9 protein-coding genes and 1 tRNA gene are annotated in these 13,315 nt (G+C 46.0%); 9 read left to right on the forward strand and 1 reads right to left on the reverse strand.

The features are described 5' to 3' along the window. Positions 1–12: 12 nt before the first annotated feature. On the forward strand, positions 13–2,103 hold the full coding sequence (locus tag DESAL_RS04415; RefSeq protein ID WP_197528782.1) for a methyl-accepting chemotaxis protein: 2,091 nt from the start codon (positions 13–15) through the stop codon (positions 2,101–2,103). A 76-nt stretch (positions 2,104–2,179) separates the two neighbouring features. Here DESAL_RS04415 and DESAL_RS04420 read toward each other — a convergent pair whose 3' ends face one another. Further along, positions 2,180–2,770 (reverse strand): TetR/AcrR family transcriptional regulator, encoded by a 591-nt coding sequence (locus DESAL_RS04420; protein WP_015850765.1) that lies wholly within the window; start codon positions 2,768–2,770, stop codon positions 2,180–2,182. Between the two features lie 136 nt (positions 2,771–2,906). On the opposite strand from DESAL_RS04420, the gene DESAL_RS04425 reads away from it, so the two are divergent. The 8 genes from DESAL_RS04425 (at position 2,907) to DESAL_RS19625 (ending at position 13,292) form a co-directional block, all read left to right on the forward strand. Next, complete coding sequence (locus DESAL_RS04425) at positions 2,907–3,707, forward strand: EFR1 family ferrodoxin (RefSeq protein ID WP_015850766.1); 801 nt, start codon at positions 2,907–2,909, stop codon at positions 3,705–3,707. A gap of 167 nt (positions 3,708–3,874) precedes the next feature. Then, complete coding sequence (locus DESAL_RS04430; protein ID WP_015850767.1) at positions 3,875–5,878, forward strand: molybdopterin-containing oxidoreductase family protein; 2,004 nt, start codon at positions 3,875–3,877, stop codon at positions 5,876–5,878. A gap of 96 nt (positions 5,879–5,974) precedes the next feature. After that, positions 5,975–6,952 (forward strand): ABC transporter substrate-binding protein, encoded by a 978-nt coding sequence (locus tag DESAL_RS04435; protein WP_015850768.1) that lies wholly within the window; start codon positions 5,975–5,977, stop codon positions 6,950–6,952. Between the two features lie 11 nt (positions 6,953–6,963). Further along, positions 6,964–9,228: a sensor histidine kinase gene (locus DESAL_RS19620; protein WP_015850769.1), complete on the forward strand. Its 2,265-nt coding sequence runs from the start codon at positions 6,964–6,966 to the stop codon at positions 9,226–9,228. A 78-nt stretch (positions 9,229–9,306) separates the two neighbouring features. Beyond that, positions 9,307–9,382: transfer RNA gene (locus tag DESAL_RS04445), tRNA-Ala, on the forward strand. 270 nt (positions 9,383–9,652) lie between these two features. Next, the gene (locus tag DESAL_RS04450) at positions 9,653–11,050 is read left to right on the forward strand and encodes a tetratricopeptide repeat protein (RefSeq protein ID WP_197528784.1); all 1,398 of its coding nucleotides are present in this window, start codon (positions 9,653–9,655) and stop codon (positions 11,048–11,050) included. 360 nt (positions 11,051–11,410) lie between these two features. Then, positions 11,411–11,647, forward strand: a complete 237-nt coding sequence (locus tag DESAL_RS04455) for a hypothetical protein (protein ID WP_015850771.1) — start codon at positions 11,411–11,413, stop codon at positions 11,645–11,647. 241 nt (positions 11,648–11,888) lie between these two features. Continuing rightward, positions 11,889–13,292, forward strand: coding sequence for a caspase family protein (locus DESAL_RS19625; protein ID WP_015850772.1), 1,404 nt, complete (start codon positions 11,889–11,891; stop codon positions 13,290–13,292). Positions 13,293–13,315 lie beyond the last annotated feature (23 nt).

Consider the following 13,315-nt stretch of genomic DNA (forward strand, 5'->3'; position numbering starts at 1 on the left):
AGTGGGGAATGTATGACTTTACGATCAAGAATGATAATTGCTTTTGGGGTGATCTCGTTACTTATAGCCGCCTTGGGACTTTTTGCAGCTGCCAAACTTGAAAGTGTCGGAGCTTTGACTGACTCGTTGTATAAACGTCCGTATGCTGTCAGCACTGCCATGTTGCGTATTGATGTCAACTTAATGCGTATTCAGAATGAAATGTCTCAGATTATAACTTCATACGATAAACTGAGAATCGCAAAGCACAGAAAAAATATCGACAATTTTAATGCCGAGATCATAAATGATTTTGAACTTGTTGCTGACCGCGCACCGGATGACAGAGATAAATTGTCTGTTCTTACCAAGCTGTATGACCGAATGAGTTCCTTGCAGCAGGATCTTATCAATACTCATGAGAAAGGGGCCTTGCGTAGTGTTATCAAGGCTGAAAGGGATAAAGAAGCCAAGTTGCATGGTGAGTTGGAAGCTGGAATGGAGAAGTTCATTGCTTCTGCGGAGAAAACTGCGGCATCTTTTAATGCAAATGCGGGTGAAAGCGTAGCGCAGACGGGTAATATACTGCGGGCGATGGTCGGCGTGGCATTTATCTTTTCCATTGTAATCGCACTTTGGATTTTGCGGTCTGTTCATCGCGCTCTCGGCAAAGATCCGGCAGAGCTTGAGCAGGTGGTAGGCAAAGTGGCTGAGGGCCATTTTGATTTTGAAAGTGATGACAAGGCCTGCGGGGTGTATCTTAAGGTTCTCAGTCTTGTGGATTCTCTTAAAAATTTTCAAAAGGATACGGACGAGATCATCACTGCTATTGAAAAAGGTGAACTGGAACGTAAAGGGGATGCTTCTGGATATACCGGCGGGTTTGCCACAATGATCGAAGGGGTAAATACCTTGGTGACTCTTTATTGTGCGCTGCTTAATTCCCTGCCTGTGGGCGTGCTGACCAGAGGACATGACCGTAAAATACTATTTTTGAACAAGGCAGGGGTGGATATTGCCGGGGTCAGCTCCTTTAAGGGTAAGCACTGTGATCAGGTTTTCGGGACCGAAGCATGCCGCCAAGGTAGATGCATTCCTGAACAATGTATGGATAGCAACAGCAAGCAGAATTTTGAGACAACCGCGAAGACTTCTACCGGAACTTACGAAATCAGCAGCTCCGCATCGGCTATTGTGAACCGGGAAGGAAAAACTGTCGGTGCTCTGGAAATTCTTATCGATCAGACTGAGATTAAAGCTGTACAGAACAGGATTGTGGAAGTTGCCAATGCTGCAGATCGTATTTCAACCCGCCTTGCCACATCTTCAGAGGAGCTTGCAGCCCAGATTGAACAGGTCGGCAGGGGGGCTGATATTCAGCAACAGCGTGTAAGCGAGACCGCCACAGCCATTGAGGAAATGAATGCAACTGTTCTTGAGGTTGCCCGAAATGCTGCCGACGCTACAATGCAGTCGGAACAGGCTGCGGACAAAGCACGGGACGGTGCCGGACTGGTAGGTGAGGTCGTTACCTCTATTAATCAGGTTAACGGCATTGCCGGTGAATTGCAGGGTAACATGCTTGAGCTTGGCAAGCAGGCTGACTCCATCGGCGGGATAATGACAGTTATCCTTGATATTGCAGACCAGACGAACCTGCTGGCTCTTAATGCCGCAATCGAAGCTGCCCGTGCTGGTGAGGCCGGACGCGGATTTGCTGTTGTTGCTGATGAGGTTCGCAAACTTGCGGAAAAGACTATGACTGCGACCAGCGAAGTAGGCGATAGCATCAAGGCAATTCAGAAATCGTCAGAAATTAACATAAGGCAGGTTGAGTCAGCTGTTGAACAGGTTTCCGCTGCAACAACTCAGGCCAATGAGTCCGGCATAGTTCTGGCCGACATTGTAAATGTTTCCAGCGAAAGCTCCGCACTGATCAGCAGTATTGCGGCAGCTGCGGAAGAACAGTCCGCCACCTCTGAACAGATTAATTCAGCAGTAGAAGAGGTCAACCGGATCGTGAACGAAACTTCAGCCGGAATGATTGAGTCTTCCCGTGCTGTGCAGGAACTTAATGCTCTTGCGCAGGACCTGCGGGGAATGCTCGAAAGATTGAATGCATAACAAAAAAGGGACGGTATCTTTTTGATGCCGTCCCTTTGTTTTTAGTTAGACTATCTTTCCTTTCGATTTGCCGTACTCAGCAAACCTCGTCAGAATTTCCCAGTTTAATTACTATATCAGTCAGTTTGTCTGCAAAGACTTCATCCATCGTTCCATGACCGATCAGCAGTCGGTACCACATAGACCCAAATATCAGATCCACAAGCATATCCAAGTCCTGTGTTGAAGAAATATCATTTGCATCAACAGCCTGTCGGAGGATGGATTTCAGGATTTCCTGACGTTTTGCCACAAAATTTTCCCTGAATCTGTCTCTGAATGACTCATCCTGCTGCGCTAAGGACATCAGGTAACGAAGGTTACTTCCATCCCCTTCATTAATCGATTTCATGGAGCTTCGAAGAAATTGGCGCAGGGTTGTATTTAAGGATTCATAGGGCGGAACAGGTATTTTAACATCCGCCTGATTGAGAACCGCTTCAAGCACAATGTCGGCCAGTGAAGGCCACCAGCGGTATATTGTAGGTTTGCCGACCCCGGCTTTTTGGGCGATTGCTTCGATGGTAAGTTTTTTTCCACCACTTTCAGTTAGCAACTCATAGGTTGAGTTTAATACGGCCTGTTTAGCCTTTTCACTTCTGGGCCGTCCGGCTTTAGTCTTAGTCATGTTTTTCACCTTGTTTTAGCTGATGCTGTTTTGTGCCACGCTTAGGGGATATTGACAAGTTTATTTTCGTTACGTAACGTAACGAAAATAAGTGGTGGTTAAAATCGAATAAGCAGATAAATAACGGAGCGATTGAATGGATATTAAATCTTTAAAGTTAGTATGCTTTTCCCCTACAGGGACAACGGAGCAAGTGGTGCGGGCTGTTGCGCGGGGGATTGATATTAACGATGTTGAGTTGATTGATGTAACCAAGCCGGAAGCAAGATCTCATTCGCTGAAATTCACAGAAGGTGAATTGATTGTGGTCGGTGTGCCGGTTTATATGGGCAGGGTTCCGGGACTGTTGCAGGAATGGTTCGGGAAAATTCAGGCTGAAGGGAGTCCGGCGGTCGGTGTGGTTGTTTATGGAAACCGTGTTTATGACGATGCTATGCTGGAGTTGAAAGATATGCTGAAAAGGCAGGGGGCTGTGCCTATCGCTTGTGCGGCATATATCGGTGAGCATTCTTTCTCAAATTCTGAAATTCCTACAGCACATGGCCGTCCTGATAACAACGACTTAAGCCATGCCGAAATGTTCGGTTTTAAGGTTCGGGAAAAACTTGATTCAATTACTGACCTTGCAGAATCCTGCGTGAATAATATCCCAGGAGAATATCCTTACCGTGGCAGCACAGAGTTATGGGATGTGGACTTCATTGCCGTCGATGAGTCCTGTGTTCAGTGCGGATTGTGTGCTGAAATCTGTCCCACAGGTGCTATCGATGCTGAGGACAGTTCGGTCATAGATACAGTCAAATGCATCACCTGCTGTGCCTGCCTCAAGAAATGTCCGAATCAGGCGCGGGCAATGAAAGACGGTCCGGTGAAAGATGCGCGGGTGAGGTTGAATAGGCTTTTTGCTGAACCTAAGGAGCCGGAGTTTTATTTGTAAATATATGCAGGTCATACAAAGAAAGTAACAGGCGTGATTCTTATTGGGATTCACGCCTGTCTTGTGTTCAGCACTGGATTAAGCATGCCTTCTGAGATAGTATGAATTCACTGACAACGTTTTGAAATTTCCATCCAATATTTTCATATCATCCCAAGGTTAAAGCTATGCCGATATATAAATCCATTTGTCCTTACGACTGTCCCACCACTTGCGGCCTTCTTGTAGAGAGCGATGGAACCAGAATTACCAAAGTAAAGGGTGACCCCGATGATCCAATCTGCAGCGGACTGATCTGCCGCAAGATGCAGCGTTACGAAAAATCTATTCATTCCACGGACAGAATTTTAACTCCCCTTAAGCGGACCGGACAGAAAGGTGAGGGTAAATTTGAACCCATCTCATGGGATGAGGCTGTGGAAACCATTACCGGAAAATGGAAGCAGTCTTTGGATGAGTACGGACCTGATTCAATCCTCCCTTTTTACTATTCCGGTGTCATGAGCCTTATCCAACGCAATTGCGGTGATGCCTTGTTCAATAAAATGGGATCCTGCCAATTGATCAAGACTCTTTGTTCTTCGGCTAAGGGTGCCGGATATCAATCCGTGCTTGGCGGCACCGGAGGGCTTGATCCCCGCGAACTGGTCGACAGCGATATGTATATTGTCTGGGGCAGCAACATGAAGGCTACCCGTTTGCAGAGCATGCCTGATCTCCTCAAAGGGCGTAAGCAGGGCAAGCGTGTCGTACTTATCGAATCATTTGCCGGGGAAATGGCCCAGTATGCCGATCAGGTTGTGCTGGTGAAACCCGGTACCGATGGAGCATTGGCCCTCGGTATGATGCATGTGCTGGTCAAGGAAGGTCTTGAAGATTCTGAATTTTTGCAAAATGAAGCTATTGGTTATGCTGAATTCAAGGATACTCTTGATGAGTACAGTCCGGAATGGGCTGAGTCCGTATGCGGTGTTTCAGCGCAGCTGATTGTTGAACTTGCACGGGAATACGCCGCTGCAAAAGCCCCGGCAATCATCCTTGGAAGCGGAAATTCCCGCTATGGGAATGGTGGCATGACTGTTCGGTTGATAACAATTCTTTCCACTTTTTCTGGAGCATGGCAGCATCCGGGTGGAGGTCTTTGCGGCTGTAACCCCGGAATGAGGGAGTGCATTGATAGTACCCGCATTACGCGGCCTGATCTGCGTGAGCGGGTAGGGCGAAAGGTTAACATCAACCAGCTTGCCATGGCCCTGAAAGGCGAAGAAGGACAGATTCCTATTCGCTGTCTGCATATTTACGGCAGTAATCCGGTAGGTTCGGTTTCCAACCAGCTCGGCATTGAGCAGGGACTTGCTGATCCTGATCTTTTCACCGTGGTCCACGAACGGTTTATGACTGATACAGCGCGCTATGCTGACATTATCCTTCCTGCCACATTCTCTGTGGAACAGTCCGATTGTTACAGTGCTTATGGCTATTGTTCCTTTGGAGCTGCTTATAAAATTATCCCCGCTGCCGGTGAATGTAAGAGCAATTGGGATATTTTTTGTCTCCTCGCGAAAGGCATGGGCTATACTGACAGCCATTTTCAGCGTTCTGAAGATGATTTGGTGGCGGAACTTCTCGATAATCCCATGGCTGGATTGCAGGACATTACTTCTAAGCAGCGTGAGATATTAAAAACCGGGGGCATGATTTCACTGCCTTATGCCGACCATACAAGCTGGAAGACTCCTTCCGGAAAAATAGAAATCATTAATAACACATTGAAAGATCCAGTCCCTCACTATCAGGAGTGTCATGGCGGCCCTTATCCTTTGCGCTTGATTGCGGTGCCAAGTTCCGAAACTCTTAATTCCGTATTTCTTGAGCGGGAGGAGTTGGTGCAAAGTCGGGGAGCTATGTTTCTCGAAATACATCCTGATGATGCTGAGGCCCGTTCCATAGCAGACGGTGACAGTATTGTTGCCTATAATGATTTGGGAGAGGTTGCTTTTACCGCCCGGGTTACTCCTTTGATTGCCAAGGGAGCGGTGGCTGCGGCTGGAATTTTCATGCGCAGGCAATCGGGGAACGGGAATTTGGTAAATACCCTGCATCACGAAAGACTTTCCGACATGGGAGAAGCCACAACACTAAATGATAATACCGTTGAGGTCCGGATTTAATCCGTAGTTTCAAGTTATTTTATATTAAGGTTTACCTGACTGAGCCAATATATTATTTTAATATAACCTCAAATCCCCTTTGGACTGGAGGTTCATATGAGGAAAAGTGTTTTGGGCGCAGTAGGGTTACTGCTTTTATTTACCATAGCAATTTATCTATTGTTGCCATTCAAGGCAGATGAAAAATTATATAGGGTCGGCGTTCTGCAGTTTACCAAAAATAATTTGTCCACATTGCAGGGCTTCAAGGACGGTTTGAGAGAGCTCGGGTATATTGAAGGTGAAAATATAGAATTTGATTTCGCTGGTCCCGCTTCTTCCAAAAAGGACCTTGGCAGTTACATGCATACGCTGCTGGAGAATGAACCCGATTTAATTTTTGCTTCTCCTACACCCGCGGCCATAGTTGCAAAACAAATTACACAGGGAACAAATCTTCCGGTTCTTTTTGCGCCTGTTAATGATCCTGTCGCAGCTGGCATAGTGAAGAATGAACGTGCACCGGAAGGTAACATTACCGGAGTTCGACTCTCTGCCAGTGATGGGCGCAGGTTGCAGTATTTAAAAGATGTTGTTCCGACTGTAACCAAAGTCTTGGTCCCTTACAGCCTTGGGGACAAAAGCGCGGCTGCAAGTGTGAAGATGCTTGAAAAAGCTGCTCCCAAGGTAGGTGTTACTTTGGTTAAGAAGCCTTTTTATCGGGAAACTGACCTTCTTAGCGATAAAGAATATGTTCCTGCGGATGTGGATGCTGTTCTTCTGCCCCGCGAAGGGCTGGTAATGTCAAGAATTAATGATTTTGTGACTGTTTGCCTTGAACGTAAACTTCCTCTTTCAACCCCGCGTTTCAAGCAGGTGGAAGACGGTGCACTTACCGGGTATGGCTTCAATGGGTATGAGATAGGCAAGCAGAGCGCACGCATGGCTCACATGCTTTTTTCAGGAGCTCCGGTTTCTTCTCTTCCGGTGGAAACATCTGAAGATTATTTATTTATCAATCTCAAAACAGCTAAAGCCATCGGCGCAAAAATAAGTGATTCCATTTTGCGTCAGGCTAAGAATATCGTCAGATAATCAGGGATATAATGAGATCTCTTTATTCTATTCTCTTCCGTTCTTATATGGTGATTGCGCTTGTTCCGCTTGTTCTGCTGGGCATAATGTTGACAGTCTGGATTGCCAGCGGTCAGATTGATGCTTCTTTGCGGCAGGAACAGGCAATGGCCAGATATGTTGCCCATGATTTAGGGCAGCATTTTTCCATGCTGGAAGATAGGCTCTTCAGCCTGAATCGGTACAGAAATTTTGCAACTCTTTCGGAGCAGGAAATGCGTGACGTCGCGCAGGAGATGATTGCCCGAAAGCCTTTCATATATTCCGTAATGATACTTGATGAAACAGGCAGGATTAAAGCTAGAGTTTCTTCAAATATGGTTTATGACGGATCGGAACCGTTGGACCCTGTTGATTTACGGCTTTATGAAAAAGTAATCAAAACCGGACAGGTAAATTACGGGCCTGTGCACGATGATCCTAATTTCAGAGAGTCCTTAATGTTGGTGGGCGTACCGTTAAGGGACAGAATGACAGGCCGTCTGGAGATTGTTCTCTTGGCTCAATTCAGGCTGGATGTAGTCTGGAAGAATGTTGTGGACCAGAACTATCGGGATGGCGAAAACATCTTTCTTGTTGCTGAGAACGGAAATGTTCTGGCTCACCCCAATCCTTCAGTGGTGCTCGGCAAAAGAAGCTTGTCTCTGAAGGACGGGCACAGGATAAGGAAAGACTTTGATGGAAAGTGGGTCATTGGAGCAAGTGCTGACTTAAAACTTGGAGGCCTTACATACAGGGTTGTGGCTGAGCGGGATGTGCAAACGGCTTTGGTCCCTGCGATTCGTTCCGCAGGTGTTGCCTTGCTTGCGACCTTACTTACCGCTGCCTTGGTTCTAATTGCAACTGTTCGAAATGTTCAAAGGGTAACTCATCCGGTTAAGCTTTTGACAGAGGCCGCCCTTAATATCAAAGATGATGGTTTTTACCCCGGAATTTCTGTCACTGGTTTTAAGGAAATTAAAGAGCTGTCTTTGGCTTTTGATTCCATGACCCGCAATCTGCAACGGATGCTTGAAGAGCTTGAACATGAAGTTCAGATCAGGAAAGAATCTGAGGAAGCTCTTGTGCGTAGTGAAGAGCGTTTCAGAGCCCTGCATAATGCTTCGTTCGGTGGGATAGCTATCCATGAGCAGGGTATTATTTTGGATTGTAATCAGGGTTTGGCTGAAATCTCCGGGTTTGATGTTGATAAGCTCGTGGGAATGGATCTTTTGCAGTTGATATCTGAGTCCTCCCGCAGTTTTGTCCGGGACAATATTCGCAATGAACTTGAAGATGCTTACGAAGCTAAGGCTATACGCAAGGGCGGGGTTGAGTATCCTGTCCGGTTGGAGTCCAGAAATATTCCGTACAAGGGCCGTGTGGTTCAGGTTCTTGAATTCAGGGATATGACCAGCCAGAAAAGAGCTGAAGAATTTATTATTCAAAATGAAAAGATGATGTCGCTGGGAGGTCTTGCAGCAGGGATGGCCCATGAGATTAATAACCCGTTGGCCGCTATTGTCGGGTCTTGCCAGAATCTGCGGAACAGGTTGCTCAAGGAAAATCCCATGAATATTAAAATCGCTGAAGAGTGCGGCACTTCATTTGATAACATGGTCAGTTATGCGCAGGCCCGTGATTGTGACAAGATGGTTGAATCCATCTATGAATCAGGGAAGCGGGCAGCTGATATTGTCAAAGATATGCTCAGTTTCAGCCGTCAGAGTGATAAGTCGCTCGTCAGTAACAAGGTTACGGATTTATTGGACCGGACGATTAAACTGGTCAGTAACGATTATGACCTAAAGAAAAATTACGATTTTAAAAAGATCGATATAATCAAGGAATACTCAGATTCCAACGGCAACGTGGTTTGTTATAGCAATCAGATTCAGCAGGTGTTTTTCAATTTACTCAAGAATTCTGCCCACGCCATGGCGGATAAGGAATATGTTGATGATATCCCTCGATTGATAGTTAAAAACTATATTAGAGACGATATGAGCGTGATTGAAGTGGAAGACAACGGGCCGGGGCTGTCTGAAGAAGCTCGTAAGAAAGTATTTGAGCCTTTTTTTTCCACTAAAGAGCCAGGTAAAGGGACAGGACTTGGCTTGTCTGTCTCATATTTTATTATCGTCAAGCAGCATGGAGGCTCCATGGAAGTGTTCTCGGAACCGGGTGAATGGACTCGGTTTGTGATCAGTATTCCCGTAAAAGGTCCCGGAAGTGTTAGCGGGGTTGGTATGTCCTGATATTTTTGTGTTAAATGTTAGAAAGAGTGTTGACAGTCGGTGCCGGATTCTATAAACACTTCTTCACCCAACGCAAGTGGGGCTGTAGCTCAGTTGGGAGAGCGCTTGAATGGCATTCAAGAGGCCGTGGGTTCAATTCCCTCCAGCTCCACCAGATATTTCTTAAGGCTTACGATGAAAATCGTAAGCCTTTTTTTGTTTGGGGAACCGGGCGGGGAACATTGGGGAGCTATATCAAAGAAAGGGGGGAAGCCAGTTTGACCCAATTTCAAGTTTGGATTTTACTTGTCTGCACTTTCTATTTATATATAAATTTTATGAGTTTGCGTTGTGAAAATTCAATTATGAGGTAGTCAATATGAGGGCAATTTGCGCACTGTGTTTAATTAGTTTTCTTCTCGGAGCCACAGGATGTATGCGGGATATGAAGCCGTTGTTGCATGGCGAAAACTTAGGGGAGATAAAAGTTCAGGCAGAGCAGGGTCATTCTATTGCACAGAGGCGTTTGGCTTATAAGTATTCGCACGGAAAGGGTGTCAAACAGAATTTAACAGAGGCAGTTAAATGGTACAGAAAGTCAGCAAAACAGGGTGACTCTATTGCACAGTGGAGTCTGGCTTTTATGTATGAGGAAGGGACGGGTGTTGATAAAAACCTTGCTAAGGCTGTAAAATGGTATCGAAAGGCAGCAGAACAGGGGGATTCGGATGGTCAGTGGCTTTTGGGGACTATGTATATGTATGGGAAGGGGGTTGGAAAAAAACTTTCAGAAGCAGTGAGGTGGTTTAGAAAGTCAGCAGAACAAGGAAATTATGGCGGGCAGTGGCGTTTGGGAGTTATGTATGAGTATCAGATGGGGGTCGAAAGGAATTTTGCTGAAGCCGCGAAATGGTATAGGAAGGCAGCAGAACAGGGTGCTTCTGACGGGCAGTGGCGCCTAGCGCGTATGTATGAGTTCGGAAACGGTGTTGATAAGAATCTTTCTGAGGCTGTGAGCTGGTATAGGAAGGCAGCTGAGCAGGGTGATCCTGACGCGCAGTGGCTTTTGGGCAAAATGTATGCGTACGGATTTGGTGTTGATCAGAATTTTTTTGAAGCCGTGAAATGGTACAAAAAATCAGCTGTGCAGGGTGCTTCTGTCGGACAATGGATTATATCTGATATGTATAAATATGGGAAAGGTACTGAAAAGAATTTTGTTGAAGCCATTAAGTGGGCTCGTATGTCGGCAGAACAGGGAGATTCCAATGGTCAGTGGCGTCTCGGGGTAATGTATGAGTACAGTGAAGGAGTGGAGAAGAATCTTTTTGAGGCTGTAGAGTGGTATAAAAAGTCAGCAGAGCAGGGTAATTCTGGAGGTCAGTGGCGTCTAGGTAATATGTATAAGTTCGGACGGGGCGTCGATGAGGATATCAATGAGGCCGCTAAATTGTTCAGAAAGTCAGCAGAACAGGGTGATTCTGGCGGTCAGTTGCGGTTAGGTATAGTGTATGAATATGGAGAAGGAGTTGAAAAGAATTTTGCAGAGGCTGTGAAGTGGTATCATAGAGCGGCTGATCAGGGTGAATCTGAATCTCAGTGGCGTCTTGGCAAAATGTATAAGCAAGGGTTGGGTGTTGATAAGAATCTTTTTGAGGCTGTGAAGTGGTTTAAAAAGTCAGCAGAACTTGGTGATTTTGAAGGACAGTGGCGTTTGGCAATTGCATATGAGTTCGGAGAAGGTGTTGAAGAGGATATTACTGAAGCGGTGAAGTGGTACAGAAAGGCTGCAGCTCAGGGGTATGGACCCGCTAAAAAGGCTCTTGCCTCTCTGACAATTTAGAACGATTCTTTTTGGGGAACCACTCACCCCCGCTAATCCCGGAAAATCCCCAAAACCAGTTCCCAAGGGGGGATTAATCCAAATATTTAAATCTATGGAGTACTGTCCCCCGCATAGCATTTAAGAAGCCGCGGGTTCAATTCCCTCCAGCTCCACCAGATATTTCTTAAGGCTTACGATGAAAATCGTAAGCCTTTTTTGTTTGGGGGATTCCTGCAACTATGGAGATGCTTTTAGTGTAAGAAGGTGAATAAAATTATATAAATTCAATTCTTGTTTGCTCTTTGCTAGTATGTCTTTTAAGACATATTGTGATCTCTGAAACAAATGCAGAACAACCAAAAATAACGAGGACAGGAAATGAGCGAAGAATATAAGAAGGTAAAAAGCATTTATATAGGCTACCACCCACGTACCCATGACGGCAGTTCTCCTAAATCACGCAATCGCAGTGAGTCTGTTGAGATCATGGATGCCTTTAATAAAAAGCAGGACGATGATCACCTGCACGCAGAGGTTGTGGGCATTGCTTTCACTGATCTTTGCGCTGTTGCCGTTATGGAAAAAAATATTGGTAAAGTTTGGCAGTATCTTTGATTTAATGTGTTGATATAAAATAATATTTCTCAGGTTTTAAGATGGAATAAGTTTGATTTTATTATTTGATGGTTTGGTTCTGCGGAGGATTTAATCCTCCACAGCCTCACATATTTTTAAGGACTCGCGATAAAAATCGTGAGTCCTTTTTTATTGTCCCGGTAGAGCCGATGTTAAAGCCCGTTTTTCTTGTCACGAACATTCCTTATTGGTAAATTGAAAGTAATATAGGAGGGGAGTGATGTTTAATTTCCACATCTCTGGGAAAGCTCTTACGTCCACGGTTCGGACAGTTCGCCAGTTACTCATATATCTTTTTTGTTTCATTTATATCGTATCGCTGACCTCTTGCCTGCCTCCTCCTAAATATCAGGACCCGCTTGCTGAGCTTAATACCATGCCTTCATCGACCCGTATGTTTGGAGATATGCGCCTTGGGTTGCTTTTTTCCGGAAATGTCCAGATATCACGGGATTTTCTCGCAAAGAATCGCAAGGCTATGGATCTTGGAATATTAACCAATACATCAGCTTTGAATGATCTGGATGTAGACTACGTGGAAAAGAACCTCCAAAGAATTCTGTCCCGGTCATTCGGGGAAGTGATTAAAGTCGATTCACTGGATCAGGCAAGGTCCTTGGATTTGGACGTGGTTATGCTTTTTGACATGCAGATAGATCTTGGAGTGACATCAGGTGCTCAAACATCTGTTGATCTCAAGGGTTCGTTTCTGGATTGGGATCGCCGTGTGCTTACTGATATTAGGGGGCATGGCGTGGGAGTGGTTCCTTTTCCGGCTAACTCGTTCGGGTACACAGAGGCTGCGGGAAGGGCACTCAAGGCTTTAAATGATGAGCTGACCACATCGCGTCAGCTGGCTGCTGTTCTTGAAGAGGTCAGTCAGCCGGTTATGGTGGTAACAAACATTCCAGTTCCTGCTCCGGTAGCTGTTAAGGGCGAGCGGCATGCACTGGTTATGGGTAACAGTGCGTATAAAAATGCTCCTTTGAAGAATCCGGTTAATGATGCCCGAGATGTGGGCAAGGCCCTGCGCCGATTGGGATTCAATGTGATTATGGTCAATAATGCTAGGTTGCGTGACATGGAGCAGGCTATGGACCGTTTTTACGCCAGTTTGCAGAAAGGAGGAGTTGGGCTGTTCTATTATGCGGGGCATGGTATGCAGGTCGGCGGCAGGAATTATCTCATTCCTGTTGATGCGACTCTCAGGTCGGAATCCGATGTTCGCTACGAATGTCTGGATGCAGGACGTATTCTCGGCAAGATGGAAGATGCGGGCAATGCATTGAATATCGTCATTCTAGATGCCTGCCGTAACAATCCATTTGCCCGTAGCTTTCGCTCGGCGCAGAGAGGATTGGCTCGCATGGATGCACCTACCGGATCAATCGTGGCTTATTCCACAGCACCCGGCTCCGTTGCCGCAGACGGAAGCGGTCGCAATGGGGTGTACACAAAGTATTTGCTTCAATACCTGATGCAACCGGGGCTCGATATCAGCGATGTTTTCTTTTACACCCGCAAAGGCGTGGTGCAGGAAACAAGTGGAGAACAGGTGCCGTGGGAGTCCTCCTCATTAGTTGATCGTTTTTATTTTTCAGATGCTCCGTCTGGGGAAAAGTAAACTTTCTCGCTTGGCGAGAGCTA

The sequence above is a fragment of the Maridesulfovibrio salexigens DSM 2638 genome (assembly GCF_000023445.1).
Classification (GTDB): Bacteria; Desulfobacterota; Desulfovibrionia; order Desulfovibrionales; family Desulfovibrionaceae; genus Maridesulfovibrio; species Maridesulfovibrio salexigens.

What these genes read in the sequence shown, in the direction of transcription:
- DESAL_RS19625 (WP_015850772.1), top strand. Translation starts at nt 11,889, where the DNA reads ATGTTTAATTTCCACATCTCTGGGAAAGCTCTTACGTCCACGGTTCGG.
- DESAL_RS04425 (WP_015850766.1), top strand. Translation starts at nt 2,907, where the DNA reads ATGGATATTAAATCTTTAAAGTTAGTATGCTTTTCCCCTACAGGGACA.
- DESAL_RS04430 (WP_015850767.1), top strand. Translation starts at nt 3,875, where the DNA reads ATGCCGATATATAAATCCATTTGTCCTTACGACTGTCCCACCACTTGC.
- DESAL_RS04415 (WP_197528782.1), top strand. Translation starts at nt 13, where the DNA reads ATGACTTTACGATCAAGAATGATAATTGCTTTTGGGGTGATCTCGTTA.
- DESAL_RS19620 (WP_015850769.1), top strand. Translation starts at nt 6,964, where the DNA reads ATGAGATCTCTTTATTCTATTCTCTTCCGTTCTTATATGGTGATTGCG.
- DESAL_RS04450 (WP_197528784.1), top strand. Translation starts at nt 9,653, where the DNA reads ATGAAGCCGTTGTTGCATGGCGAAAACTTAGGGGAGATAAAAGTTCAG.
- DESAL_RS04455 (WP_015850771.1), top strand. Translation starts at nt 11,411, where the DNA reads ATGAGCGAAGAATATAAGAAGGTAAAAAGCATTTATATAGGCTACCAC.
- DESAL_RS04435 (WP_015850768.1), top strand. Translation starts at nt 5,975, where the DNA reads ATGAGGAAAAGTGTTTTGGGCGCAGTAGGGTTACTGCTTTTATTTACC.
- DESAL_RS04420 (WP_015850765.1), bottom strand. Translation starts at nt 2,770, where the DNA reads ATGACTAAGACTAAAGCCGGACGGCCCAGAAGTGAAAAGGCTAAACAG.